At 62.4% G+C, this 25,247-nt stretch carries 22 protein-coding genes and 2 tRNA genes; 22 read left to right on the top strand and 2 right to left on the bottom strand.

The window, feature by feature from the left end:
• Positions 1 to 86: 86 nt before the first annotated feature.
• The gene (locus IFU00_05640) at positions 87 to 770 is read right to left on the bottom strand and encodes a Bax inhibitor-1/YccA family protein (protein MBD8541769.1); all 684 of its coding nucleotides are present in this window, start codon (positions 768 to 770) and stop codon (positions 87 to 89) included.
• A 252-nt stretch (positions 771 to 1,022) separates the two neighbouring features.
• Here IFU00_05640 and ndk point away from each other — a divergent pair, with 252 nt between their 5' ends.
• From ndk to IFU00_05730, 18 genes are all read left to right on the top strand, one after another.
• Complete coding sequence (gene ndk, locus IFU00_05645) at positions 1,023 to 1,448, top strand: nucleoside-diphosphate kinase (GenBank protein MBD8541770.1); 426 nt, start codon at positions 1,023 to 1,025, stop codon at positions 1,446 to 1,448.
• A gap of 126 nt (positions 1,449 to 1,574) precedes the next feature.
• Positions 1,575 to 2,744, top strand: a complete 1,170-nt coding sequence (rlmN, locus tag IFU00_05650) for a 23S rRNA (adenine(2503)-C(2))-methyltransferase RlmN (protein ID MBD8541771.1) — start codon at positions 1,575 to 1,577, stop codon at positions 2,742 to 2,744.
• Positions 2,744 to 3,553, top strand: coding sequence for a type IV pilus biogenesis/stability protein PilW (gene pilW / locus IFU00_05655; protein ID MBD8541772.1), 810 nt, complete (start codon positions 2,744 to 2,746; stop codon positions 3,551 to 3,553). The genes rlmN and pilW overlap by 1 nt, the downstream gene beginning before the upstream one ends.
• Before the next feature lie 27 nt (positions 3,554 to 3,580).
• Entirely contained in the window at positions 3,581 to 4,579 is a 999-nt protein-coding gene (locus IFU00_05660) for a helix-turn-helix domain-containing protein (protein MBD8541773.1), read from the top strand.
• Positions 4,580 to 4,602: 23 nt separating this feature from the next.
• A complete protein-coding gene (gene ispG / locus IFU00_05665) occupies positions 4,603 to 5,904 on the top strand; it encodes a flavodoxin-dependent (E)-4-hydroxy-3-methylbut-2-enyl-diphosphate synthase (protein MBD8541774.1) in 1,302 nt (433 codons plus the stop codon).
• 46 nt (positions 5,905 to 5,950) lie between these two features.
• On the top strand, positions 5,951 to 7,303 hold the full coding sequence (gene hisS / locus IFU00_05670) for a histidine--tRNA ligase (GenBank protein MBD8541775.1): 1,353 nt from the start codon (positions 5,951 to 5,953) through the stop codon (positions 7,301 to 7,303).
• 47 nt (positions 7,304 to 7,350) lie between these two features.
• A complete protein-coding gene (locus IFU00_05675) occupies positions 7,351 to 8,034 on the top strand; it encodes a tetratricopeptide repeat protein (protein ID MBD8541776.1) in 684 nt (227 codons plus the stop codon).
• Between the two features lie 85 nt (positions 8,035 to 8,119).
• A complete protein-coding gene (gene bamB / locus IFU00_05680; protein ID MBD8541777.1) occupies positions 8,120 to 9,274 on the top strand; it encodes an outer membrane protein assembly factor BamB in 1,155 nt (384 codons plus the stop codon).
• A 6-nt stretch (positions 9,275 to 9,280) separates the two neighbouring features.
• Positions 9,281 to 10,618, top strand: a complete 1,338-nt coding sequence (gene der, locus IFU00_05685) for a ribosome biogenesis GTPase Der (GenBank protein ID MBD8541778.1) — start codon at positions 9,281 to 9,283, stop codon at positions 10,616 to 10,618.
• Positions 10,619 to 10,765: 147 nt separating this feature from the next.
• Positions 10,766 to 11,005 carry an RNA chaperone Hfq gene (gene hfq / locus IFU00_05690; protein ID MBD8541779.1) on the top strand — a complete coding sequence of 80 codons (240 nt, stop codon included), beginning with the start codon at positions 10,766 to 10,768 and terminating at the stop codon, positions 11,003 to 11,005.
• 5 nt (positions 11,006 to 11,010) lie between these two features.
• The gene (gene hflX, locus IFU00_05695; GenBank protein MBD8541780.1) at positions 11,011 to 12,261 is read left to right on the top strand and encodes a GTPase HflX; all 1,251 of its coding nucleotides are present in this window, start codon (positions 11,011 to 11,013) and stop codon (positions 12,259 to 12,261) included.
• A gap of 4 nt (positions 12,262 to 12,265) precedes the next feature.
• Positions 12,266 to 13,552, top strand: a complete 1,287-nt coding sequence (hflK, locus tag IFU00_05700; protein MBD8541781.1) for an FtsH protease activity modulator HflK — start codon at positions 12,266 to 12,268, stop codon at positions 13,550 to 13,552.
• On the top strand, positions 13,552 to 14,430 hold the full coding sequence (hflC, locus tag IFU00_05705) for a protease modulator HflC (protein ID MBD8541782.1): 879 nt from the start codon (positions 13,552 to 13,554) through the stop codon (positions 14,428 to 14,430). The genes hflK and hflC overlap by 1 nt, the downstream gene beginning before the upstream one ends.
• Positions 14,431 to 14,701: 271 nt before the next feature.
• A complete protein-coding gene (locus tag IFU00_05710; protein ID MBD8541783.1) occupies positions 14,702 to 15,856 on the top strand; it encodes an ATP phosphoribosyltransferase regulatory subunit in 1,155 nt (384 codons plus the stop codon).
• Between the two features lie 3 nt (positions 15,857 to 15,859).
• Complete coding sequence (locus tag IFU00_05715; GenBank protein ID MBD8541784.1) at positions 15,860 to 17,176, top strand: adenylosuccinate synthase; 1,317 nt, start codon at positions 15,860 to 15,862, stop codon at positions 17,174 to 17,176.
• Positions 17,177 to 17,200: 24 nt separating this feature from the next.
• Entirely contained in the window at positions 17,201 to 17,740 is a 540-nt protein-coding gene (locus IFU00_05720) for a phosphoribosyltransferase (GenBank protein ID MBD8541785.1), read from the top strand.
• A gap of 171 nt (positions 17,741 to 17,911) precedes the next feature.
• On the top strand, positions 17,912 to 18,508 hold the full coding sequence (locus IFU00_05725) for a MarC family protein (GenBank protein ID MBD8541786.1): 597 nt from the start codon (positions 17,912 to 17,914) through the stop codon (positions 18,506 to 18,508).
• A 98-nt stretch (positions 18,509 to 18,606) separates the two neighbouring features.
• Positions 18,607 to 20,628 carry a PAS domain-containing protein gene (locus tag IFU00_05730; protein ID MBD8541787.1) on the top strand — a complete coding sequence of 674 codons (2,022 nt, stop codon included), beginning with the start codon at positions 18,607 to 18,609 and terminating at the stop codon, positions 20,626 to 20,628.
• Positions 20,629 to 20,649: 21 nt separating this feature from the next.
• Here IFU00_05730 and uvrB read toward each other — a convergent pair whose 3' ends face one another.
• Positions 20,650 to 22,737 (bottom strand): excinuclease ABC subunit UvrB, encoded by a 2,088-nt coding sequence (gene uvrB / locus IFU00_05735; GenBank protein MBD8541788.1) that lies wholly within the window; start codon positions 22,735 to 22,737, stop codon positions 20,650 to 20,652.
• A gap of 119 nt (positions 22,738 to 22,856) precedes the next feature.
• Here uvrB and IFU00_05740 point away from each other — a divergent pair, with 119 nt between their 5' ends.
• The 4 genes from IFU00_05740 to IFU00_05755 all read left to right on the top strand — a co-directional run bounded on the left by IFU00_05740 (position 22,857) and on the right by IFU00_05755 (position 25,228).
• Entirely contained in the window at positions 22,857 to 24,068 is a 1,212-nt protein-coding gene (locus IFU00_05740; GenBank protein ID MBD8541789.1) for an aspartate/tyrosine/aromatic aminotransferase, read from the top strand.
• Between the two features lie 116 nt (positions 24,069 to 24,184).
• Positions 24,185 to 24,260: transfer RNA gene (locus IFU00_05745), tRNA-Asn, on the top strand.
• 76 nt (positions 24,261 to 24,336) lie between these two features.
• On the top strand, positions 24,337 to 25,095 hold the full coding sequence (locus IFU00_05750) for an alpha/beta hydrolase (GenBank protein MBD8541790.1): 759 nt from the start codon (positions 24,337 to 24,339) through the stop codon (positions 25,093 to 25,095).
• A 57-nt stretch (positions 25,096 to 25,152) separates the two neighbouring features.
• A tRNA-Asn gene (locus IFU00_05755) sits at positions 25,153 to 25,228 on the top strand.
• Positions 25,229 to 25,247: the final 19 nt, after the last annotated feature.

Raw genomic sequence — 25,247 nt, forward strand, 5'->3', positions numbered from 1 at the left:
TGTCAGACCTGACCCCCGCTTTTGGTAGGGAAGTGGGCGAAAAAAAACCGGCCAGTGGCCGGTTTTTTTATTGGGACGGAGGACGATCAGTCGTCGCCGCCAATGATGCCCAGCAGGCGCAGCAGGCTGGAGAAGATGTTGAAGACGTTCAGGTAGATCGACAGCGTGGCGGTGACATAGTTGGTTTCGCCGCCGTTGACGATGCGCTGGACGTCATACAGGATGAAGGCCGAGAAAATACCGATCGCCAGGATCGAGATCACGATCGACAGCACCGACATCTGCAGGAAGATGTTGGCGACGACCGCCAGCAGCAGCACGACGACACCGGCCATCAGCCAGCTGCCCATGCCCGAGAAATCGCGCTTGGTCGTGGTGGCGATGCTGGCCATCACGGCGAACACGATCGCGGTGCCGCCGAAGGCGGTCATGATCAGGCTACCGCCGTTCGAATAGTTCAGCGTGTGCGTCAGCAGCGGGGCCAGCATCAGGCCCATGAAGAACGTGAAGCCCAGCAGCAGGGCAACGCCCAGGCCCGAGTCCTTGTTCTTTTCAATCGCCCACATGAAGCCGAATGCGACTGCCATGAAGATCACGAAGCCGAGGATGCCGCTGAACAGCGCCACACCCATGGACACGCCAAGGAAGGCGCCTGCCACGGTCGGGATCATCGACAGCGCCAGCAACCAGTAAGTATTGCGTAGCACTTTGTTACGCGAGGCCTGGCCACCTTTGGTCAGGTCGATGGTACTTTGGGTACTAGGATACATAGTGCCTCCGGAGAAATGAATAACTGCAGGTACTGTACAGCAACTACCTATCATCCTATAACACGTGACTTAAACGAGCATGAAGTTTGATCAAGAAGCTGGACGTAGATTTGCCGCCACTGTACCACCTTGCCGACCGCCACCGCAATATGAGCTTTTCGGGGCGGATATGGTAAAATTGAAGGTTAATTGAGTCCCAAAGTTTGTTTACATCGCTCAGTTCTAAACCTTTCATTTTATTGGAGTTTTCTCATGGCAATCGAACGCACCCTGTCCATCATCAAGCCTGACGCAGTCGCAAAAAACGTGATCGGCAAAATCTACAGCCGTTTCGAAGAAGCTGGCCTGAAGATCGTCGCTGCACGCATGGTGCAACTGTCGCGCGCTGAAGCCGAAGGCTTCTACGCTGTGCACGCTGCACGTCCATTCTTCAAGGACCTGGTCGAGTTCATGATCTCGGGTCCAGTCATGGTCACCGCCCTCGAAGGCGAAGGCGCGATCCTGAAAAACCGCGACCTGATGGGTGCAACCGATCCAAAGAAAGCTGCCGCCGGCACCATCCGCGCTGACTTCGCTGATTCGATCGATGCCAACGCTGTTCACGGTTCGGACGCTGCCGAAACCGCTGCTGTGGAAATCGCTTACTACTTCCCGGCACTGAACGTCTACTCGCGTTAATTAGTAAGGGGGAGCGCAGTCCGGGCGCGCCCCGGAGCATTCTCCCCGGACTAATGCAATGAGTAACCCGCTCGCCTGCGGCCAAGGGCTGACGCGAGCGGGTGCTGAAACTGAGGAATTTTTGCCATGACGACGCTCACCAACCTGCTGGACCTCGATCCCGCGCAACTCGTCGCTTATTGCGCCGACTTGGGTGAGAAGCCGTTCCGCGCCAAGCAACTCCAACGCTGGATTCACCAGTTTGGCGCCGCGGACTTCGACAGCATGACCGACCTGGCCAAATCGCTGCGTGAAAAGCTGAGCACGCGCGCCGAAGTGCGCGCGCCAGCCATCGTCAGCGACAACACGTCCACCGACGGCACGCGCAAGTGGCTGGTCGATGTCGGCAATGGCAATGCGGTCGAAACCGTGTTCATCCCGGAAGAAAACCGCGGCACGCTGTGCATCTCCACGCAAGCCGGCTGCGCCGTCAACTGCCGCTTCTGCTCGACGGGCAAGCAGGGCTTCAACCGCAACCTGACAGTCGCCGAAATCATCGGCCAGCTGTGGATGGCCGAGTTCGAGCTGCGCCGCACCAAAGGCATCGAGCCGGGCCCGAAGGGCGAACGCCAGATCACCAATGTGGTGATGATGGGCATGGGCGAGCCGCTGCTGAACTACGAACCCACCGTTACCGCGCTCAAGCTGATGCTCGACGATAACGCCTACGGCCTGTCGCGCCGCCGCGTGACCCTGTCGACCTCGGGCGTGGTGCCGAACATCGACAAGCTGTCGCAGGACGTGCCCGTGGCCATGGCCGTGTCGCTGCACGCGTCGAACGATGCGCTGCGCGATATCCTGGTGCCACTGAACAAGAAATACCCGCTGCGCGAACTGATGGCCGCCTGCAAGCGCTATCTCGAGTTTGCGCCACGCGATTTCATCACTTTTGAATACTGCATGCTCGACGGCTTCAACGACAGCGACGAGCACGCACGCGAACTGATCGCACTGGTCAACGACCCCGTCGTCGGCGTGAACTGCAAGTTCAACCTGATTCCGTTCAATCCGTTCCCCGAGTCCGGCCTGTTCCGCTCCAAGAATCCCCGCATCAAGGCGTTTGCCCAGGTGCTGATGGATGCCGGCATCGTCACCACCGTGCGCAAGACGCGCGGCGACGATATCGACGCCGCCTGCGGCCAGCTGGCCGGTGAGGTCAAGGACCGCACCCGGGTAGTCGAGCGCATGGAAAAAATGGCCGAGTACCAGAAAAAGTTTGGCGCCGACTTCGGGCGCATCGTGGAGATCCCGACCTGATGAAGCTTGCCGCCGCCGCGCTTGCACTCGCCTCGACCCTGACCCTGCTGGCCGGATGCGCCAGCAACGCGGGCAGCGGGTCGGGTACCACCGGCGAGCTCAAGACGGCGTCGGACCAGACGGCGGGCGAGAAGCGTGCGTCGATCCGCATTCAACTGGCGGTCGGTTATTATCAGCAGGGCAAGTACGAGATCGCGCTCGACGAAATCAAGAAGGCGCTGGCGGCCGATGCCGCCTATGCCGACGCGTACGGCTTGCGCGCGCTGGTCTACACGTCAATGGGCCAGTATCCGCTGGCTGAAGAGAACTACCAGCAGGCGCTGCGCCTGCGCCCGAACGACCCCGAGTTTTCGAACAACTTCGGTTCGTTTTTATGCCAGTCGGTCAACCGTCCGGCCGAGGCAATGCGTTATTTCGATGCCGCACTGAAGAACCCCACTTACCAGACGCCGCTCAGTGCGCTGGTGAATGCGGGCGTGTGCAGCATCAAGAACCAGAACAACGATGCGGCCGAGCGTTATCTGCTCGAAGCCTTGCGTCTGAACCCCGGTCTGCCAACGGTCAATACCGGATTGGCGCGGGTGTACTACGAGCGGCGCGACCTTGAGCGCGCCGGTTTTTTCATCAACCGTCTGCTCGAGACAGCCAAGCTCGAGACGCTGTCGGCCGATGCGCTGTGGCTTGCCATGCGCATCGGCCGCAAGGCGGGTGACCGGACCCATGAAGCGTCGCTGGCAGCCCAGTTGCGGCGCCGCTTCCCCGGTTCGCCCGAGTACGCAGCGTACGAGCGCGGGGCGTTTGGTGAGTAAAGAAGAACAAGGACAAGGACAAGGACAATGAACGAGCAAGCAGACCAGCCAGCCGCACCGGGCAACGCGTCCGGCATCCCTGGCAAGACCCTGCAATCCCAGCGCGAGACCATGGGCTGGAGCGTCGAGCAGGTTGCCGACCAGCTCAAGCTGGCGCCGCGCCAGGTGCTGGCGCTGGAAGCAGGCGATTACGCGTCGCTGCCCAGCCCGGCCGTTACGCGCGGCTTCGTGCGCGCCTACGCCAAGCTGCTGCGCATCGACGCGGCGCCACTGGTGTCGATGATCGAACTGAACATGCCGCCGGAAGCCCGCGCTGGCGCCCAGTCGGCGATGGCTGCTGCGCGCCGTGAACAAAAACCGGCGGCGTTCTCGGAAACCCGGTTCCCGATCAATGGCAAGCGCCGCAGTCTGCCACTGGGCTGGATCGCCGCCGTGGTCATCGTGGCCGGCGCCGCCGTTGCGGCCTGGCAGTTCGACCTGATACCAAGTCTGAACCGCGATGTCGAATCGGGCGATACGATGGTGCTCGAGAATCCGGCTGCCGGCGTCGTGGCACCGGGTACTGCCGCGCCGGTCCAGCAGGGCCTGATCAATCCGTCGGTGCCGCTCATTTCGGTGCCGTCGCCATCGAGCCAGGGCACGGCCCCGGCGGGCGCGCCAACGACGGCGCCAACGACGGCGCCGACGACGCCGGCCGCACCCGCAGCGGCGCCTGCCGCTGCGCCGGTCACTGCACCGGCTACCGCCACGCCGGCACCAGTTGCTGCGGCACCGGCTGCCGCAGGCGTCAACACGCTGGTGCTGAACGTGCGCGCCGATTCGTGGATCGAAGTGCGTCCGAGCGGCGGCGGTCGTCCGCTGATCTCGCGCCTGGTCAAGGCCGGCAGCACCGAGTCGGTCGAGGTCGCCGGCCCCGTCAACCTGACCGTCGGCGTGCCGGGTGCCGTGACCGCGACCCTGCGCGGCGCCAATGTCCCGCTGCCACAGCAGCCGGGCAAGACCATCGCACGCGTGGCCCTGAAATAAGCTGATCACTCGCTGGAACCAACATGAATTCCTTGAACGAAGCCCCAATCCCCGAGTACGCATCGGCCGCCGCCATTCCATCGGGCCCAATGGCCCGCCGCGCCAGCCGCAAGGTCCTGGTCGCGCACGGCGCGCGCCAGGTGTGGGTCGGTGGCGATGCGCCCGTCGTCATCCAGTCGATGACCAATACCGATACTGCCGACGCGATCGGTACCGCGATCCAGATCAAGGAGCTGGCACGTGCCGGCTCCGAGATCGTGCGCATCACGGTGAACACGCCTGAAGCAGCAGCGGCCGTACCGGCGATCCGCGCCCAGCTCGACCGCATGGAAGTCGATGTGCCGCTGGTCGGCGACTTCCATTACAACGGTCACCTGCTGCTGCGCGACTATCCCGAGTGCGCGCAGGCGCTGTCGAAGTACCGCATCAATCCGGGCAATGTGGGGCAGGGCGCCAAGCGCGATACCCAGTTCGCCCAGATGATCGAGATCGCCGCCAAGTACGACAAGCCGGTGCGCATCGGCGTGAACTGGGGCAGCCTGGACCAGTCGCTGCTGGCGCGCATCATGGACGAGAACGCATTGCGCGCCAATCCATGGTCGGCGCAGGCCGTCATGTACGAAGCGCTGATCACGTCGGCCATCGAAAACGCCATTCGCGCCGAAGAAGTGGGCCTGGCGCGCGACAAGATCATCCTGTCGTGCAAGGTCTCGGGCGTGCAGGACCTGATTGCCGTGTACCGCGAACTGGCCCGCCGCTGCGATTACCCACTGCATCTGGGCCTGACCGAAGCGGGCATGGGCAGCAAGGGCATCGTCGCCTCGACCGCTGCGCTGTCGGTGCTGCTGCAAGAAGGCATCGGCGACACGATCCGTATTTCGCTGACACCGGAACCGGGCGGCGACCGCACGCGCGAAGTCATCGTCGGCCAGGAAATCCTGCAGACGATGGGCCTGCGCAAGTTCACGCCGATGGTCATCGCGTGCCCGGGTTGCGGCCGCACGACGTCGACCGTGTTCCAGGAGCTGGCGGACAATATCCAGACCTTCCTGCGTGACCAGATGCCAGAATGGAAAAAGACCTATCCGGGCGTGGAAGGCATGAACGTGGCCGTGATGGGTTGCATCGTCAACGGGCCGGGCGAATCGAAGCACGCGAACATCGGCATCAGCTTGCCGGGCACGGGCGAATCGACGGCGGCGCCGGTGTTTGTCGATGGCCAGAAGTTTGCCACGCTGCGCGGTGAGCGAATCGTCGAAGAGTTCCAGACGATCGTGCTCGATTACGTGAAGAAGAATTACAGCCGCGAGTCGGTCGCACAATAAAATCCGCCGCGGCGCCAGCACGCGGTGATCGAAGAGTTTACTTACCATGTCCAAACCAGAAAAAATCGTCGCCATCAAAGGCATGAACGACATCCTGCCCAGCGATGCACCGCTGTGGGAATTGTTCGAGAACACCACTGAAACGATCCTGAAAAGCTACGGCTACCAGAAGATCGTCACGCCGATCGTCGAGCAGACGAGCCTGTTCTCGCGCGCCATCGGCGCCGTGACCGACATCGTCGAAAAAGAAATGTATTCGTTCGAGGATTCGATGAACGGCGACCAGCTCACGTTGCGTCCTGAAGGCACGGCCAGCGTCGTACGCGCCGTGCTCGAACACAATCTGGTCTACGACGGCCCGCGCCGCCTGTGGTACAAGGGCCCGATGTTCCGCCACGAGCGTCCGCAGCGCGGCCGCTATCGCCAGTTCTTCCAGTTCGGCGCGGAAGCCATCGGTTTTTCGGGCCCGGACATCGATGCCGAGCTGATCATGATGTGCCGCCGCCTGTGGGATGACCTGGGCATCGAGAATGTGCGCCTCGAACTGAATTCGATCGGCAATGCCGAAGAGCGCCAGCGTCACCGCGCCGACCTGATCGCCTACCTCGAACAGCACGAAAGCATCCTGGACGCCGAGGCCAAGCGCCGCCTGCACAGCAATCCGCTGCGCATCCTCGACACCAAGAATCCTGCCATGCAGGAAATGGTCAACGCGGCCCCGCGCCTGCTTGATTACCTGGGCGAAGAATCGCTGGCGCACTTTAACGGCGTCAAGTTCTTGCTGGACCAGAACGCGGTGCAGTACACGGTCAACCCGCGCCTCGTGCGCGGCCTGGACTATTACAACCGCACCGTGTTCGAGTGGGTCACCGATGCACTCGGCTCGCAAGGCACGATCTGCGCTGGCGGCCGCTACGATCCGCTGGTCGAAACGTTTGGCGGCAAGGCCACCCCGGCCGTCGGTTTCGCGATGGGCATGGAGCGTATCATCGAGCTGATGAAGGCGATGGGCGAGCCGGCCGAGCCGAACCAATGCGACGTCTACATGGTCCATCAGGGCGAGAAGGCGCAGCTGCAAGCCTTCATCCTGGCCGAGCGCATTCGGGATGCCGGGCTGGATGTTGTGTTACATTGCGCAACGCCGTCGGGTGCCGGCAGCTTCAAGAGCCAGATGAAGAAGGCCGACGGGTCGGGCGCAGCGTTTGCCGTGATCATTGGCGAGGACGAAGTCGCCAACGAAACCGCGGCCGTGAAGACGATGCGCGGCGAGATCGGCGAGCAGCAGCAGAGCACCGTGCCGTTCCTGGAAGTGGTCGATTATCTGGTCGACCAGATCACCGGCGCGCACGTGCATGACGAACACTGCGGTCACGATCACGATCACATCCATAAGCACTAAACCCCGTCGTACAACGCATTCCATCCACTCACTACAAGAACACGCACATGGCATACGATCACCAAGAGCAGGAACAACTTGATTCCTTCAAGGCGTTCTGGTCGAAATACGGCAACATCATCGTCTGGGTCCTGATCCTGGCGCTCGGTTCATTCGCCGGCTGGAACTTCTGGAAAACCCACCAGGCCAACAAGTCGATTGAAGCCTCGGCGCTGTACGACGAACTGCAGACGTCGCTGCTGGCCAATGACAATGCCAAGGTGCAGCGTATCGCCGGCGACATCCGCAGCAAGTACGAGAATTCGCCATACACGCAGATGGCAGCCCTGGCCGCGGCCAAGACGTCATTCGAAGCGAACGACCTGAAAACCGCCAAGGCCCAGCTGCAATGGGCGGCCGACAACGGCAACGACGAATACAAGTCGATTGCCAAGCTGCGTCTGGCTGGCGTGCTGCTCGATGAAAAAGCCTTCGACGAGGCCCTGAAAGTCTTGAATGGCACCTTCCTGCCGCAGTTCACCGCTGAAGTGAACGACCGCAAGGGCGATGTGCTGGTCGGCCAGAACAAGCTGAACGAAGCGCGTGCTGCGTATGTCGCCGCACTGGCCGCGATGGATGCCGCCAGCCCGGCCCGTCAACTGGTGCAGGTCAAGCTCGAAGCCATCGGCGGCACGGTGCCGGCAGACAAGAACGGCCAAGCGCCAGCCGCAGACCAGAAAGCGGCTGCGTAAATTTTTCGCATGAGATGGCCCGCGTCCGCCTTCGAGCGGCCGCGGGCTTTGCGTCCTTTATAGTCCAGGAACAAGGTAGAACATAATGCGTATTAGCAGCAAGCTTGTTGGCGTCGGCGTACTGGCCCTGATGACGGGTTGCTCGACCCTCAATTCGCTCAATCCATTTGCATCCGACAAGAAGGGCGATCAACCCGCCAAGCTCGTCGAACTCAAGGGCAGCATGGCCGTGCGCACCGCATGGAAACTCGACATCGGCAAGGCGAAGGGCTACCAGTTCTCGCCGGCGCTGAGCGGCAACACGCTCGTCGTGGCCGCGGCCGATGGCGCCATTGCGCGTGTCGATGCCGCCACCGGCAAGCAGCTGTGGCGCGTCAAGGCCGACAGCGAGCTGTCGGCGGGCGTGGGCACGGATGGCAACCTGATCGTCGTCGGTGCCGAGAAGGGCATCCTGATGGGCTACGACATGGACGGCAAGCTGCTCTGGAAAACGCAGCTGTCGAGCGAAATCCTGTCGGCGCCGGTCGTGTCGCAAGGCATCGTCGTCGCCCGTTCGATCGACAACCGCATCGTCGGTGTCGACGCGACCGATGGCAGCAAGAAATGGACCGTGCAGAAGGTCGCGCCACCACTGACCCTGCGCAATGCGCCGGGCATGATCGTGGCCGGCACCGACGTCATCGTCGCGCAGCCGGGCGGCAAGCTGTCCGCACTGATCATCGCCACCGGCGCACCGCGCTGGGATGTCGAGGTCGGCATTTCGCGCGGCGCGACCGAACTGGAGCGCGTTACCGATATCGGCGGCGCTCCGGTGCTGTTCGAGAACGAGGTGTGCGCCGCTTCCTACCAAGGGCGCGTAGGCTGCTTTGACCTGGTGACCGGTTCGGCGCGCTGGACGCGCGACCTGTCCTCCAGCGTCGGCGTGGCCGTCGACCAATTGTTCGTGTTCGCACCGGACGACAAGGGAGCACTCAATGCATTCACCCGCGACACGGGCGCCAGCAGCTGGAAGAACGACAAACTGTCGTTCCGCCGCCTGTCGACCCCGCTGTCGTATGGCCGCGCCGTCGCGGTTGGCGACTACGAAGGCTATGTGCACTTCCTGTCGCGCGAAGATGGCTCTTTCCTGGCGCGCGCCGCAACCGACGGGAGCCCGATTGTGGGCACGCCGCTGGTGGCCGGCTCAAACCTGATTTTTCAAACACAAAACGGAACTGTGACCGCCATCGCGGTCGAATAAGAAAACATGAAGCCGGTAATCGCACTCGTAGGTCGACCCAACGTCGGGAAATCGACCTTATTTAACCGCATGACCCGTTCGCGCGACGCGTTGGTGGCCGACATGCCAGGCCTGACGCGCGACCGCCACTACGGCGAAGGCCGCATTGGCGAACGACCATTCCTGGTCATTGACACGGGCGGTTTCGAGCCGGTCGCCAAAGAAGGCATCATGCACGAAATGGCGCTGCAAACGCGCCAGGCCGTCGCCGAAGCCGACGTGGTCGTGTTCATCGTTGACGGTCGCCAGGGCTTGACCCCGCACGACAAGACCATCACCGATTTTCTGCGCAAGAGCGGCCGCAAGGTCATGCTCGTCGTGAACAAATCCGAAGGCATGAAGTACACGGCCGTCACCGCCGACTTCTACGAACTCGGCATGGGTGACCCGTACGTCATTTCGGCCGCCCACGGCGACGGCGTGACCGACCTCGTGGTCGAAGCCCTCGACGCTGCATTCGCCGCGCGGCCGGACGAGCCGGCTGAACTCGAGCACGTCGACCATGGCATCAAGATCGCCATCGTCGGCCGCCCGAACGTGGGCAAGTCGACCCTGATCAATACGCTGGTCGGCGAGCAGCGCGTGATCGCCTTCGACATGCCGGGCACCACGCGCGACTCGATCGAAGTACCGTTCGAACGCGACGGCAAGAAGTTCACGCTGATCGACACTGCGGGTATCCGCCGTCGCGGCAAGATCTTTGAGGCCATCGAGAAGTTCTCGGTGGTCAAGACGATGCAGTCGATCGCCGACGCCAACGTCGTCGTGCTGCTGCTCGACGCCCAGCAAGACATCTCGGAGCAAGACGCGCACATCGCCGGCTTCATCCTGGAGTCGGGCAGGGCGCTGGTGGTCGCTGTCAACAAATGGGATGGCCTGAAAACCGACGAGCGCGACGAAGTCAAAATCGATCTCGACCGCAAACTCGATTTCCTCAGCTTCGCCAACACGCACTTCGTCTCGGCACTGCGCGGCACCGGCATCACGCAACTGATGAAATCGGTCGAGGCGGCCTATGCTGCAGCCACTGCCAATCTGTCGACGCCGCGCCTGACGCGCGCGCTGCAAGAGGCGGTAGAGAAGCAAGAGCCGAAGCGCAAGGGCTCGGGCCGTCCAAAGATGCGCTACGCCCACCAGGGTGGCCAGAACCCGCCGATCATCGTCATCCACGGCAATGCCCTGGATGGGATCAGCGAGCCTTACAAGCGCTATCTCGAGAAGCATTTCCGCGAGACGTTCAGCCTGGTCGGCACACCGCTGCGGATCGAGCTGCGCAGTGGCAAGAACCCGTTCGCGAAGCCGTAGCAGTACGACAAAAAGTGGCGAAACAGGTTACAGTAGTTCAGGGCCGCATTCGCTTTGGCAGAATATGGCCTCACCCATGTGGCATGACTACTTGAAAATCGGCAAATCGCCTCAAACTTTTAACTACAACAACATCACGGAGCTGTTATGAGCAACAAAGGGCAACTGTTACAAGACCCATTCCTCAACGCCTTGCGCAAGGAACACGTCCCTGTCTCGATCTACCTGGTCAACGGTATCAAGCTGCAGGGTCATATCGAATCCTTCGACCAATACGTCGTCCTGCTTCGCAACACCGTGACCCAGATGGTCTATAAACACGCCATCTCTACCGTCGTGCCGGCCCGCGCCGTCAACCTCAATCTTGACTCCAGCGAAGCCGAGTAAGGCCGATGGCTGACGCCCCCGGCACGCCGCTCATGCGCGCAGCCCTGGTCGGCATCGACTTCGGGACTGGCGACTTCAACGCCAGTCTCGAAGAGTTGTCCCTGCTTGCGAAGTCCGCTGGCGCCGAACCGATCACCACGATCACGGCCAAGCGCTCGAGCCCCGATCCCGCACTCTTCATCGGCAGCGGCAAGGCCGATGAAATCGCCCTCGACGCCAAGGCACTCGGCGTCGACATCGTCATCTTCAATCACGCACTCTCGCCTGCCCAGCAGCGTAACCTTGAGCGTCGTCTCGAGCTGCGCGTCGTCGACCGTACCAGCCTGATCCTCGATATCTTCGCGCAGCGCGCCAAGAGCCACGAGGGCAAGCTGCAGGTCGAGTTGGCCCAGTTGCAGCACCTGGCCACGCGCCTGATCCGCGGCTGGACTCACCTTGAACGGCAAAAGGGCGGTATCGGCCTGCGCGGTCCGGGTGAAACCCAGCTCGAGACCGACCGCCGACTCATTGGCGAACGCGTCAAGGCGCTGCGCGCGCGGCTGGCCAAGCTGCGCAAGCAGCACGAGACCCAACGCCGTCAGCGCGGCCGCAACAACACGTTCTCCGTTTCGCTGGTCGGCTATACCAACGCCGGAAAGTCGACGCTGTTCAACTCGCTGACCAAGGCCGGCGTCTACGTGGCGAACCAGCTGTTTGCCACGCTCGACACGACCAGCCGCCGCATGTATCTGGGCGACGAGGTAGGCAGTGTCGTCATTTCTGACACCGTCGGCTTCGTGCGCGACTTGCCGCACCAGCTGGTGGCGGCATTCCGCGCCACGCTCGAAGAGACGATCCACGCCGACCTGCTGCTGCACGTGGTCGACAGCGCGTCACCGACGCGCATGGAGCAGGTGGAGCAGGTCAACGAGGTATTGCGCGAGATCGGCGCCGATCATGTTCCCCAAATTCTGGTCTGGAACAAGATCGATGCTGCGGGCCTGGAGCCCGGGGTCGAGCGTGATGAGTATGATAAGATCAACCGGGTGTTTATCAGTGCCCATAGCGGCGCCGGCCTGGATCTGCTGCGTTCGGCGATCGCCGAAACGGCCAAGTCCGGACCTGGTCAAAGCTATCGAGCCACCCCGGAAAACGAAGAACAGGACGACGCTTTCGAGCTCGCCGAGGTCGATGCGTCGGTGGACGCGCTGCCTGGCGCGCTACCCGAAGGTCCTGCCGACCATCTGCCAACTTCCACCCTTGTCGGGCCACGCTAAGCCTATGTTTGTTTCCATACTAAAAAGATTCGGCGTCAAACTGTCGCTGAACGACCCACGCTGGGGCCGCAACCCAGAAGATGACCGCAAGGCCCAGGACGGTCGCCGTCCGGGCGACGGTCCGCCCGACCTCGACCAGATGTGGCGCGATTTCAATGCGCGTCTCAACAAGATGTTTGGCAACCGTGGCAATAACAACGGTGGCGGCGACAGCGGTGGTCCGAACCGCGAAATGCGCGGCGCCGGCATCGGTGCGGGCGTCATTGCCATCATCGTCGGCTTCATCTGGCTGGCTTCCGGCGCGTTCATCGTGCAAGAGGGTAGAACCGCTGTCGTCACGACCTTCGGCCAGCTGAGCCATACGACGACGCCTGGTTTCAACTGGCGCTGGCCGTATCCGATCCAGGCCCACGAGATTGTCGATGTCTCGACCATCCGTACGGCTGAGATCGGCTACCGTGGCACGGCAAGCAACAAGCAGCCGCTGGAATCGCTGATGCTGACCGACGACGAAAACATCGTCGACATTCAGTTTGCCGTGCAATACACGCTGAAAGACCCGGTCGCATGGGTGTTCAACAACCGCGATCAGGACGACACCGTGCGTCAGGCAGCCGAAACGGCGATCCGCGAAGTGGTCGGTCGCAGCAAAATGGACTTCGTCCTGTACGAAGGCCGCGAGAAAGTCGCGGCTGATGTGCAGACGCTGATCCAGACGATCACCGATCGCTACAAGCTGGGCGCCCTGATCAGCAACGTGACGATGCAGGGTGTGCAACCGCCGGAGCAGGTCCAGAGCGCGTTCGATGACGCCGTGCGCGCCAGCCAGGATCGTGCCCGCGCCCGCAACGAAGGTGAAGCGTATGCCAACCAGGTGATTCCGGCTGCACGCGGCCAGGCGTTCCGCCTGCAACAGGACGCCGAAGCGTATCGCTCGATGGTGGTTGAAAACGCGACCGGTAACGCGTCGCGCTTCGATCAGGTCGTCGCTGCCTACGCCAAGGCCCCGGGCGTGACCCGTGACCGCATGTACGTCGACACGATGCAGCAGATCTTCTCCAGCACCACCAAGGTGATGATCGACTCGCGTGCCAACAACAATATGCTGTACCTGCCTCTCGACAAGCTGATGCAGCAGGTTGCAGCCAACGATGCCCAGGTCGGCAGCAAGTCGGGTCCGGTGCAAGTGCCAGGCACTGCCCAGCCAGCCGAAGTGACCCAGGCCCTGGAAGCGGTGCGCCAGCGTGATGAGCGCAGCCGTGATTCCTCACGTGATCGGGAGACCCGTTAATGAACCGCCTCGTTACCATCTTCGTGGCCGGCTTCATCGCACTGATGCTGCTGTCGTCCACCATTTTCGTTGTCGACCAGCGCCGCTTCGCGATTGTGTTCGCGCTTGGCCAGGTCAAGGAAGTGATCGACAAGCCGGGCCTGCACTTCAAACTGCCGCCACCGTTCCAGAACGTGGTCTACATGGACAAGCGCATCCTGACGCTCGACACGCCCGACGTGAACCGCTTCATCACGTCCGAGAAGAGCAATGTGCTGGTCGATTCGTTCATCAAGTGGCGCATCAGCGATCCGCGCCTGTACTACGTCAGTTTCGCGGGCGATGAAACGCGCGCGCAGAACCGGTTGTCGCAGGTCATCAAGGCGGCACTGAGCGATGAGATCACCAAGCGCACCGTGCGTGAAGTGATTTCGGGCCAGCGCGCAGCCGTGATGGCAGCAGTGCAGGCCAAGCTCGTTGCTGAAGCCGCGGAAGTTGGCATCGGCATCGTCGACGTGCGCCTCAAGCGTGTCGAGTACACCGAGCAAAACATCAATTCGGTGTACGAACGCATGCGCGCCGAGCGTGTTCGCGTCGCCAACGAATCGCGTTCGACCGGTGCTGCTGAATCCGAGCAGATCCGCGCCGACGCCGATCGCCAGCGCACCGTGATCATCGCCGAAGCGTTCCGCGACGCCGAAAAAGTCAAGGGTGACGGCGATGCCAAAGCATCGGCCATCTACGCAGACGCCTTCGGCAAGAACCCGGAATTCGCGCGCTACTACCGTTCGCTCGAAGCATACCGCGCGAGCTTCAAGGATCGCAGCGACGTTCTCGTCGTCGATCCGAACTCGGAGTTCTTCAAGTACTTCAAGGCGCCTGCAGGCGGCGGCAAATAACGCTGTTCCCGCCTTGCTGCGGGGGTAGTTGAACAATCTGGGGGAGCAGAGCCATCGGCCTTGCTCCCCCAGTGTCGTCTGCGGCAGGCATTACCCGTACTGTCCGGCATCGTGGCAGATTATCAACCTTGACCCCCGCCAGTCCCGCTTTCGCTGCCTCAATCTGGTGGTTTTCGGTTAAAATCACCGATTCGGCGTTCGCGTCGTGCGCTGGCACGCCTGTCGTACGACGCTTGCCATTGACTATCCCAAACCCATAACGTCGTTGCCCATGCCGAATTGGCTATTGCCTGAAAATATCGCCGATGTCTTGCCGTCCGAAGCGCGCAAGATCGAAGAGTTGCGCCGACTGATGCTCGACAACTTCCGGCTCTACGGTTACGAACTGGTCATGCCGCCGCTGCTCGAGTATCTCGACTCGCTGCTGGCCGGCGCCGGTGCCGACACCGACCTGAAAACCTTCAAGGTCATCGATCCGCTGTCCGGCCGCCTGCTTGGCCTGCGCGCCGACATGACCACGCAGGTCGCGCGCATCGACGCGCACCTGCTCAACCGCGACTCGATCACCCGCCTGTGCTACGCCGGCAGCGTGCTGCATACCCGCCCGTCGGGCCTGCACGCCACGCGCGAGCCGATGCAGATCGGCGCCGAGATCTACGGCCATGCCGGCCTCGAAGCCGATGCCGAGATCCAGGAACTGGCGCTGGGTTCGCTGGCCCTGGCCGGCTTCACGAATGTTCGCTTGGACCTGGCCCACGTCGGCGTGCTGCGCGCACTGCTCGACGACGACCCGGCAGCCAAGCGCGACGAGAACCAGCTCTATTGCCTGCTGCGCGCCAAGGATGCGCCGGGCCTGGACGCCATCTCGCAGAATTACTACCCGCAGACCCGCAAGGCGCTGCTGGCCTTGCCGCGCCTGTACGGCAATATCGACGTGCTGGCCGAAGCCCGCGACGCACTGCCGGCGCTGCCGGGCGTGCAGCGTGCGCTGGCCGAACTGGCGGCGCTGGCCGCCGGCGCGCTGGGTCGCGCCGAGATCGCAATCGATCTGGCCGACCTGCGTGGCTACCAGTATGAAAGCGGCGCCATGTTCGCGCTGTACGTGACGGGCTTGCCGAACGCAGTTGCGCGCGGCGGCCGTTACGACCATGTGGGCGAAGCGTTCGGCCGTGCGCGGCCCGCAACGGGCTTCTCGCTCGACCTGCGCGAGCTGGCCCGGCTGTTGCCGATGGCAGAGCGCAAGCATTCCATTCGCGCGCCGTGGGGCAATGCCCCCGAGCTGAAGGAAAAAATCGCTGACCTGCGCAAGGCAGGCGAAGTCGTGATCCAGAGCATGCCGGGTCACGACAATGTTCAGGACGAGTTCGAGTGCGACCGCGTACTCGTCCTCGAAAGTGGAAATTGGATTCTCAAAAACTTAGGTTAAGTGATGTCAAATACTAACGTGGCAAAGAACGTCGTTGTCATCGGCACCCAGTGGGGCGATGAAGGCAAGGGCAAGATCGTCGACTGGCTCACCGACCACGCCGCTGGCGTGGTGCGTTTCCAGGGCGGCCATAACGCTGGTCACACCCTGGTGATCAAGGGCCAGAAAACCGCGCTGCAGCTGATCCCTTCGGGCATCATGCGCGAAGGCGTCGCCTGCTACATCGGCAACGGTGTCGTGGTCTCGGTGCCGGACGTCATGCGCGAAATCGACAAGCTGGCCGCGGCCGGCGTCGAAGTCGTCTCGCGCCTGATGATCTCGGAAGCCTGCCCGATCATCCTGCCGTACCACGTCGCCATCGACAAGGCACGCGAACTCAAGCGTGGCGAGAACAAGATCGGCACCACGGGCAAGGGCATCGGCCCGGCCTACGAAGACAAGGTCGCCCGCCGCGCCATCCGCATCGCCGACCTGCTCAACGCAGAGCGCTTTGCCGAGAAGCTCAAAGAGAACCTCGACTACCACAACCATGTGCTGGTGAACTACCTGGGCGCCGAAGCGATCGACTTCCAGACCACGTTCGACGACGCGATGGCCCTCGTGCCACGCCTGCGTCCGATGGTCGGCGACGTGTCGTCCGCCCTGTACGCGGCGCACAAAGCCGGCGGCAAGCTGCTGTTCGAAGGCGCGCAGGGTTCGCTCCTGGACGTCGATCACGGCACCTATCCGTTCGTCACCTCGTCCAACTGCGTGGCCGGCAATGCCGCTGCCGGCGCTGGCGTCGGTCCGAACATGCTGCACTACATCCTGGGCATCACCAAGGCCTACACCACCCGCGTCGGTTCGGGCCCGTTCCCGGCCGAACTGCCAACCGACGCTGGCGTCGGCGAGCACCTGTCGCGCGTGGGCCACGAGTTTGGCACCGTCACGGGCCGCGCCCGTCGCTGCGGCTGGTTCGACGCTGCGCTGCTGCGCCGCTCGGTCCAGATCAATGGCGTGTCGGGCATGTGCCTGACCAAGCTGGACGTGCTGGACGGCATCGAGTCGCTCAAGCTGTGCACCGGCTACAAGATCGACGGCCGCGCGGTCGACATCTTCCCGGTCGGCGCTGAAGACGCAGCCCGCTGCGAGCCAGTGTACGAAGAGATGCCAGGCTGGACCGAAAGCACCGTCGGCGCCAAGTCGATGGAAGAGCTGCCGGCCAACGCCCGCGCCTACATCCAGCGCATCGAAGAACTGGTCGGCGTGCCGATCGACATGGTCTCGACCGGTCCTGACCGCGAAGAAACGATCGTGCTGCGCCACCCGTTCGCGGCATAACGACAAAATCTGGAGTCAAAAAAGATGAATTCCCCTGTATCGACGGAAAAAGACCTGTGGGTCTCATGGGACGAATACCACCGCCTGATCGAGCGCCTGGCGCTGCAAGTGTATGAATCGGGCTGGAAGTTCGACCAGGTCCTGTGCCTGGCGCGCGGCGGTGTGCGTCCGGGCGACGTGTTCTCGCGCATCTTCGATGTGCCACTGGCGATCCTGTCGACCAGCTCGTACCGCGAAGAAGCGGGCACCAAGCAAGGTGACCTGGACATCTCGAAGTACATGACGATGACCAAGGGTCCACTGGCCGGCCGCGTGCTGCTGGTCGACGATCTGGCCGACTCGGGCGTGACGCTGCGTAAAGTCAGCCAGCACCTGACCGAGAACTACCCGCAGGTCACCGAAGTCAAATCGGCGGTCATCTGGGTCAAGGGCACGTCGTCGATTCGTCCGGACTATTTCCTGGACGATCTGCCGCACAACCCATGGATTCACCAGCCGTTCGAAGAGTACGATGGCCTGCGTCCGCATCAGCTGGCGGCCTGGCTGAAAAAGTTCGAGAAATAATCGTTCGAGAAGTAGCCCGTTCGTTCATCGAGCGGTCGAAGCGGGGACAGGCAGCAGCCTGTTCCCGCTTTTTTTATGCCACAGTCGGGCGCCAAGAAGCTGTCTATGCAACCATGCCCTCTGGTAAGATTGCGTCTGTCCCAAAGTCGGTCAACCCAACAATAACAAGCCATGACCCAAAGCTTTTTCTCCACCTTCATCCTGCTCATCCTCGTGACCGACCCGTTCGGTAACGTCCCGCTGTTCGCGGCCGCCCTGAAAGACACCCCGCTCGAGCGCCGCAACCGCATCGTGATTCGCGAGTGCGCGATTGCTTTCGTGCTGTTGCTGGTGTTCATGTTCTTCGGCAAGCACTTCCTGGAAGCACTGCACCTGAGCCCGATCGCGCTGCGCATCGGCGGCGCCGTGATCCTGTTGATGATCGCAATCCGCATGATCTTCCCGCACCCCGATGGCGTGCTGGGCAAGAGCGAAGGGGGCGAGCCGTTCATCGTGCCACTGGCGATTCCTGCGCTGGCCGGCCCATCGGCGCTGGCCACCGTGCTGCTGCTGTCGGCCACCAGCTTTACTGAAACGATGGTCCACGTGGCCGCACTGGCGGCAGTCGGCATCGTCTGGCTGGCCGTGTTCCTCAGCGCCGAGAAGCTGCAGCAAAAGCTCGGTCCGCAGGTCATGACGGCGTTCGAGCGCCTGATGGGCCTGATCCTGACTGCAATGGCGGTCGAGATGCTGCTGGGCGGTATTCGCGAGTTTGTGCGGACGCTGTAACGCTCGCGTCACGCTCGTTTTACGCTGGCGTGCGTGAGCGAAGCGGCAAATCTGGCACACTTCGCTTGCGCGATGTGCGCGGATCAACACGAAGCATCATGGGTATGAATCAGGTAGTGGGAGCGCCGACGGACGTGCGGCAAGAACCGTCATTATTCCTCGGCGACGGCACGGTGCGTGCGCTGATGCGCGAACACGACTGGACTACTTCGCCACTCGGGCATCCGCGCGACTGGCCGCAGGCGTTGCGCACGACCGTTGCACTGATGCTCGACTCCAAGTTTCCGATGTTCGTCGCCTGGGGCGACGAACTCGGCTTCCTGTATAACGATGCCTACAGCGTGATCCTGGGCGCCAAGCATCCGGCGTCGCTCGGCCTGCGTTTTTGTGATGTGTGGCCCGATATCTGGGACGAGATCGCGCCGATGGTCGCGCGCACGATGGACGGCGAGTCCATCTACCTCGAGCGCTTTCCGTTGACCGTGCGCCGCCACGGGTACGACGAAGAGACCTGGTTCCGCTTTTCGTATTCGCCCGTGCGCGGTGATGACGGCATGGTCGTCGGCATGTTTTGCGCCTGCGTTGAAATCACCAACGAAGTGCTGGCACAGCGTTATCGCGAAGAAGAAAACACGCGCCTGGTGAATCTGTTCGAAGAAGCGCCCGGCATCATCGCCGTGTTGCGCGGCCCCGACCATGTATTTGAACTGACCAACCGCTCCTACCTGACGCTGGTCGGCCATCGCGATCTGATCGGTAAATCGGTGCGCGACGCCTTGCCCGAGGTGCAGGGGCAGGGCTACTTCGAGCTGCTCGACCAGGTATATGCCAGCGGCCAGCCGTTCGTCGGCCATGCCGTGCCGCTGCGCGTGCAGCGCGAACCGGACGGCCCGCTCGAGGAATGCTTTCTCGATTTTGTCTACCAGCCGATCCGCGACCAGCAGGGCAGGGTGACGGGTATTTTCCTGGAAGGCAGCGACGTCACGGTGCGCAAGCGCATCGAGGACGAGCTGCGCGAAGCCAACCGCCAGAAGGATGACTTCCTGGCGATGCTTGCGCACGAACTGCGTAATCCGCTCGCGCCTATCACCACTGCCGCGCAACTGCTGCAGCGCGGCCAGATGGACGTGCCCGGCATTGCGCGCGCCAGCGCGATCATCGCGCGCCAGGCCGAGCACATGACGGCGCTCGTGAACGATTTGCTGGACGTCTCGCGCGTCACGCGCGGGCAGGTCACGATGGCGCAGGAACCCGTGGCGGTCGAGCCGCTCGTGCACGAAGCGGTGGAGCAGGTGCGGCCGATGCTCGACAGCTGCCACCATGAGCTGTTCCTCGACATCGAACCTGGTCTGTACGTGCTGGGCGACCGCACGCGCCTCATCCAGGTGCTGTCCAATATCCTGAACAACGCTGCCAAATACACACCTGCCAGAGGCCGCATCGTGTTGAGCGTGCGAATGGATGGCAGCGACGTGCGCATTGCCGTGCGTGACAATGGCCAGGGTATCGAGCCGCCGATGCTGCCGTATATCTTCGACCTATTCACACAGGCCGAACGCACGCCCGATCGCTCGCAAGGCGGGCTGGGCCTGGGACTGGCGCTCGTCAAGAGCCTGGTGGTGTTGCATGGCGGCCGCGTCGATGCGCTCAGCGATGGGCTGGGCGAGGGCAGCGAATTTGTCGTCTACCTGCCGTTGCTGGAACCGGTCGTGGAGGCGCCAGCCCCGGCGCCAGCCGCCTCTGTGCCTGACGCATCAGGCATGCGCGTGCTGGTGGTGGACGACAACGTCGATGCCGCCGAGATGCTGGCTACGCTGCTGCAGATGAATGGGTACGAAGTCCGCGTCGAATTCGATGGCGCGAGCGCGCTGGCGACGGCATTGCGCGAACCGCCCACCGTGGCGCTGCTCGATATCGGCTTGCCCGATATGGACGGCCACGAACTGGCCCGTCGCCTGCGTGCACAGCCGGCGACAGCGGGGGCCGTGCTGGTCGCGCTGACAGGCTACGGCCAGGCCGAAGACCAGCAGCGTGCACAGCAAGCTGGCTTCGACCATCACATGGTCAAGCCGGCCGACCTGGACCGGTTGCTGACGTTGCTGGCCAGCGTAGAACGCTAAGCCGGCAACGCACTGCTGGCCTTACTTGCCCAGCATCGAGACGACGTTGTCGGCGCCCGGCGCGCCGAACGCCTGCTGCTTGAGCACATGCAACTGGTCGCGCACCTGCGCGGCTTTCTCGAACTCCAGGTTCTTGGCGTGATCGACCATGAGCTTTTCGAGGCGCTTGATCTCCTTGCTGATCTGCTTCTCGCTCATCGACTCGATCTTCGCCGTTTCCTTGGCGTCTTGCAGCACCTCGCGCTCCGTATTCGGGTTGTACACGCCGTCGATCATTTCCTTGATCTTCTTGTGCACGCCTTTTGGAATGATGTTGTTCTCGAGGTTGAACGCGATCTGCTTGGCACGGCGGCGTTCGGTTTCGTCGATGGCGCGCCGCATCGAATCGGTGACGCGATCCGCGTACAGGATCGCCACGCCGTTCAGGTTACGCGCCGCGCGGCCGATCGTCTGGATCAGCGAACGTTCGGAGCGCAGGAAGCCTTCCTTGTCGGCGTCGAGCACGGCTACCAGCGACACTTCCGGCAAATCGAGACCCTCGCGCAGCAAGTTGATGCCGACCAGGACGTCAAAGGTGCCCAGGCGCAGGTCGCGCAGGATTTCCACGCGCTCGACCGTGTCGATATCGCTGTGCAGGTAGCGCACCTTGATGCCGTGGTCGCCCAGGTATTCGGTGAGCTGCTCGGACATGCGCTTGGTGAGTGTCGTCACCAGCACGCGCTCGTCTTTGGCGATGCGGTCGTTGATCTCGCCCATCAGGTCGTCGACCTGCGACAGGGCAGGGCGCACGATGATCATCGGATCGACCAGGCCCGTAGGGCGCACCACCTGCTCGACGACGTTGTCGGCGCGGCCCTGTTCGTACTCGGCCGGCGTGGCCGAGACGAAAATCGTCTGGCGCATCTTGCCTTCGAACTCGACGAACTTCAGCGGCCGGTTATCCAGCGCCGATGGCAGGCGGAAGCCGTACTCGACCAGGTTTTCCTTGCGCGACCGGTCGCCGTTGTACATCGCGTTGAGCTGGCCGATCATCACGTGTGACTCGTCCATGAACATCAGCGCGTCTTTCGGCAGGTAGTCGATCAGCGTCGGCGGCGGCTCGCCCGGCATCGCGCCGGACAGGTGGCGCGAATAGTTCTCGATGCCCTTGGTGAAACCGATCTCGGCCATCATCTCGAGGTCGAAGCGGGTGCGTTGCTCGAGGCGTTGCTCTTCGATCAGCTTGTTCTGCTGGCGGAATTCTTCGAGACGATCGCGCAGCTCGGCCTTGATCGACTCGACCGCACGCAGCACGGTCGAGCGCGGCGTGACGTAGTGCGAGCCCGGATACACGGTAAAGCGCGGGATCTTCTGGCGCACACGACCCGTCAGAGGATCAAACAGTTGCAGCGATTCGATCTCGTCGTCGAACATCTCGACGCGGATCGCCAGTTCGGCGTGCTCGGCCGGGAAGATGTCGATCGTGTCACCGCGCACGCGGAACGAGCCGCGCGAGAAATCCATCTCGTTGCGCGTGTACTGCATCTGGATCAGGCGCGCGATGATGTCGCGCTGGGCCACTTTGTCCTTGTGGCGCAGCGTCAGAATCATCTTGTGGTATTCGTTGGGATTACCGATACCGTAGATCGCCGAAACGGTGGCGACGATGACGACGTCGCGCCGCTCCATCAGCGACTTGGTGCACGACAGGCGCATCTGCTCGATGTGCTCGTTGATCGACGAGTCCTTTTCGATGAACAGGTCGCGCTGCGGCACGTAGGCTTCAGGCTGGTAGTAATCGTAGTACGAGACGAAATACTCGACCGCGTTTTGCGGGAAGAATTCGCGGAACTCCGAATACAACTGCGCCGCCAGCGTTTTATTGGGCGCAAAAATGATCGCGGGCCGGCCGGCCTGCGCGATCACGTTGGCCATCGTGTAGGTCTTGCCAGAGCCCGTGACGCCCAGCAGCGTCTGGTACATCAGGCCGTCGTCGATGCCTTCCATCAGGCCCTTGATCGCGGTGGGCTGGTCGCCCGCCGGCTCGAACGGCTGGTGCAGTTTGAACGGCGAATCCGGGAACGTGATGACGGTCGGTTCGGGAGAAGTTGCGATGGATAATTCAGCCATGCTTACAGACCTTTGTTAGAATGAGAATCCGCTCGCGGCCCCGCAGGTTCAAGGGCCGCTGTCTATACAATTGCAAACCCCGCCGCTGTCAATCCAGCCAACAAAACCGAGTTTATCAGATGACTTCCACTGCCTCCGCCAGCCTGTTCAGTGCCATTGAAATGGCCCCACGCGACCCGATCCTGGGCATCACCGAAGCCTTCAACGCCGACACGAACACCGCGAAAATCAACCTCGGCGTGGGTGTCTATTATGACGACAAGGGCAAAGTGCCGCTGCTCGAGTGCGTGCAGAAAGCGGAAGCGAAACTGATGGAGCACCCAACCCCGCGAACCTACCTGCCGATCGAAGGTCTGGCAGCGTATGACAAAGCGGTGCAAGAGCTGGTATTTGGTGCCGACAGCCCCGTAATTCAAGAGAAACGCGCGCTGACCGTGCAAGCCATCGGCGGCACCGGCGCGCTCAAGATCGGCGCCGACTTCCTCAAGCGCTTCCTGCCAGCGTCCGACGTGTACATCAGCGACCCAAGCTGGGAAAACCATCGCGCGCTGTTCGAGAGCGCCGGTTTCACGGTCCACAACTACGCGTACTACGACGCAGCCACCCGCGGCGTGAACTTCGACGGCATGCTGGCCGCACTGAAAGCCATGCCGGCCGGCGCCATCGTCGTCCTGCACGCGTGCTGCCACAACCCGACCGGCGCCGACCTGACGCAAGACCAGTGGGATCAGGTGATTGCTGCTGTTCAGGCCGGCAATCTGGTGCCATTCCTCGACATGGCCTACCAGGGCTTTGCCAACGGCATCGATGAAGACGGCGCCGTCGTGCGCCGCTTTGCCGCAACTGGCATGGCGATGCTGGTGTCGAATTCGTTCTCCAAATCGTTCTCGCTGTACGGCGAGCGCGTCGGTGCGCTGTCGATCGTGGCCACCACGAGCGAAGAAGCCACGCGCGTGCTGTCGCAACTCAAGCGCGTCGTGCGCACCAACTACTCGAACCCGCCAACCCACGGCGGCAAGGTGGTCGCCACCGTGCTGGCAACCCCTGAGCTGCGCAAGCTGTGGGAAGAAGAACTGGCCGGCATGCGCGTGCGCATCCGCGAGATGCGCGGCGCGATGGTCGAGAAGCTCAAGGCCAAGGCACCAGGCCACGACTTCGAATTCGTGCGCCAGCAGGTCGGCATGTTCTCGTACTCGGGCCTGACCAAAGAGCAAGTGGGCAAGCTGCGCGACGAATCGATCTACGCCGTGGACACGGGCCGCATCTGCGTCGCTGCGCTCAATTCGACGAACATCGATCGCGTCGTTGACGCCATCGCCAAAGTTCTCTAAAATCCTGGCTCTCTTGATCGCTGCAAGCGCGCAAGAGAGCAGCAGCAGATGGAAAACGAAACGCGTGTTCTGATTTGACAGAAACGTTTCATGAACCATATAATGCCAGCTTCAATTCCCTGATAGCTCAGTTGGTAGAGCGACGGACTGTTAATCCGCAGGTCCCTGGTTCGAGTCCAGGTCGGGGAGCCAGAATACAAGAAGGCCGCATCGAAGGATGCGGCCTTTTTCGTTATGCGGCGTTATGTCGTCTTTTTGGAGAGTTCGCGTGAAGCAACCACTCAAGAGCCACGCCACCCTGATCGAAGGGCAGATGTTCCGCTTCGCGCGAGCCGGGCAGGGCAGTCCCTCGATCGTGCTGATCGGCGGCGCTGGCGGCCCGCTCGATGGCTGGTTCAAGCTGTATCCCGAGATCGAGGCGCTGGGCACCGTGTTCAGCTACGACCGGCCGGGTACGGGCGGCAGTCCGAAGCCGACCGAGGCGCAGTATGGCGAGACCGTCGTCGCGCAGCTGCGCCTGTTGCTGCAGTTCGCCAAGGTGCCGCCGCCGTTCGTGCTGGTGGCGCATTCGTTTGGCGGCCTGCACGCCAACCTGTTCGCGCGCGAGTTCGCCGATGAGGTGGCAGGCGTGCTGTTCATCGAGGCGACGGCGCCGCAGGACGTCGACAATCTGAAGCAGCACCAGTCGGCGCTGCAGCGGGGCTTCGTCAAGCTGCTCGACCGCGTGTCGCCGCGTGATGCGTTCGACGAGCTGCGCAACGAGCGCGAGACCGTGAGGGATATCCTTGAGGCGCCGGCGTTCCCGCCCGTGCCGGTGACGGTGCTGTCGGGTACGAAGCGCCTGCCGAGATGGTTGGTGCCGGCAGCGCTGGTGCGTGAACGGGAGCGTTCGCAGCTGGCGCTGGCCGCCTTGTCGCCGTTGGGCGAGCGGGTCGTGGCCGAGCGCAGTGCGCATTTTCCGCAGTTGTCCGAGCCGGAACTGGTGATCGATACACTCAAACGCCTGCTGGCGCGGATCCCTCGCTAGATTTTCTTGTCGAAAAATTTGCGAAATCGACACCAGCAGGTATAATGCGGCCTCAATTCCCTGATAGCTCAGTTGGTAGAGCGACGGACTGTTAATCCGCAGGTCCCTGGTTCGAGTCCAGGTCGGGGAGCCAGAATACGAAGGGCCGCATG

Origin of the sequence: Oxalobacteraceae sp. CFBP 8761 (genome assembly GCA_014841595.1) — a bacterium.
GTDB lineage: Bacteria > Pseudomonadota > Gammaproteobacteria > Burkholderiales > Burkholderiaceae_D > Telluria.

What these genes read in the sequence shown, in the direction of transcription:
- hflK (MBD8541781.1), top strand. Translation starts at nt 12,266, where the DNA reads ATGTTTGTTTCCATACTAAAAAGATTCGGCGTCAAACTGTCGCTGAAC.
- ispG (MBD8541774.1), top strand. Translation starts at nt 4,603, where the DNA reads ATGAATTCCTTGAACGAAGCCCCAATCCCCGAGTACGCATCGGCCGCC.
- uvrB (MBD8541788.1), bottom strand. Translation starts at nt 22,737, where the DNA reads ATGGCTGAATTATCCATCGCAACTTCTCCCGAACCGACCGTCATCACG.
- bamB (MBD8541777.1), top strand. Translation starts at nt 8,120, where the DNA reads ATGCGTATTAGCAGCAAGCTTGTTGGCGTCGGCGTACTGGCCCTGATG.
- hfq (MBD8541779.1), top strand. Translation starts at nt 10,766, where the DNA reads ATGAGCAACAAAGGGCAACTGTTACAAGACCCATTCCTCAACGCCTTG.
- der (MBD8541778.1), top strand. Translation starts at nt 9,281, where the DNA reads ATGAAGCCGGTAATCGCACTCGTAGGTCGACCCAACGTCGGGAAATCG.
- IFU00_05730 (MBD8541787.1), top strand. Translation starts at nt 18,607, where the DNA reads ATGGGTATGAATCAGGTAGTGGGAGCGCCGACGGACGTGCGGCAAGAA.
- pilW (MBD8541772.1), top strand. Translation starts at nt 2,744, where the DNA reads ATGAAGCTTGCCGCCGCCGCGCTTGCACTCGCCTCGACCCTGACCCTG.
- IFU00_05725 (MBD8541786.1), top strand. Translation starts at nt 17,912, where the DNA reads ATGACCCAAAGCTTTTTCTCCACCTTCATCCTGCTCATCCTCGTGACC.
- IFU00_05675 (MBD8541776.1), top strand. Translation starts at nt 7,351, where the DNA reads ATGGCATACGATCACCAAGAGCAGGAACAACTTGATTCCTTCAAGGCG.
- hisS (MBD8541775.1), top strand. Translation starts at nt 5,951, where the DNA reads ATGTCCAAACCAGAAAAAATCGTCGCCATCAAAGGCATGAACGACATC.
- rlmN (MBD8541771.1), top strand. Translation starts at nt 1,575, where the DNA reads ATGACGACGCTCACCAACCTGCTGGACCTCGATCCCGCGCAACTCGTC.
- IFU00_05640 (MBD8541769.1), bottom strand. Translation starts at nt 770, where the DNA reads ATGTATCCTAGTACCCAAAGTACCATCGACCTGACCAAAGGTGGCCAG.
- IFU00_05715 (MBD8541784.1), top strand. Translation starts at nt 15,860, where the DNA reads ATGTCAAATACTAACGTGGCAAAGAACGTCGTTGTCATCGGCACCCAG.
- IFU00_05740 (MBD8541789.1), top strand. Translation starts at nt 22,857, where the DNA reads ATGACTTCCACTGCCTCCGCCAGCCTGTTCAGTGCCATTGAAATGGCC.
- IFU00_05720 (MBD8541785.1), top strand. Translation starts at nt 17,201, where the DNA reads ATGAATTCCCCTGTATCGACGGAAAAAGACCTGTGGGTCTCATGGGAC.
- IFU00_05660 (MBD8541773.1), top strand. Translation starts at nt 3,581, where the DNA reads ATGAACGAGCAAGCAGACCAGCCAGCCGCACCGGGCAACGCGTCCGGC.
- IFU00_05710 (MBD8541783.1), top strand. Translation starts at nt 14,702, where the DNA reads ATGCCGAATTGGCTATTGCCTGAAAATATCGCCGATGTCTTGCCGTCC.
- ndk (MBD8541770.1), top strand. Translation starts at nt 1,023, where the DNA reads ATGGCAATCGAACGCACCCTGTCCATCATCAAGCCTGACGCAGTCGCA.
- hflX (MBD8541780.1), top strand. Translation starts at nt 11,011, where the DNA reads ATGGCTGACGCCCCCGGCACGCCGCTCATGCGCGCAGCCCTGGTCGGC.
- hflC (MBD8541782.1), top strand. Translation starts at nt 13,552, where the DNA reads ATGAACCGCCTCGTTACCATCTTCGTGGCCGGCTTCATCGCACTGATG.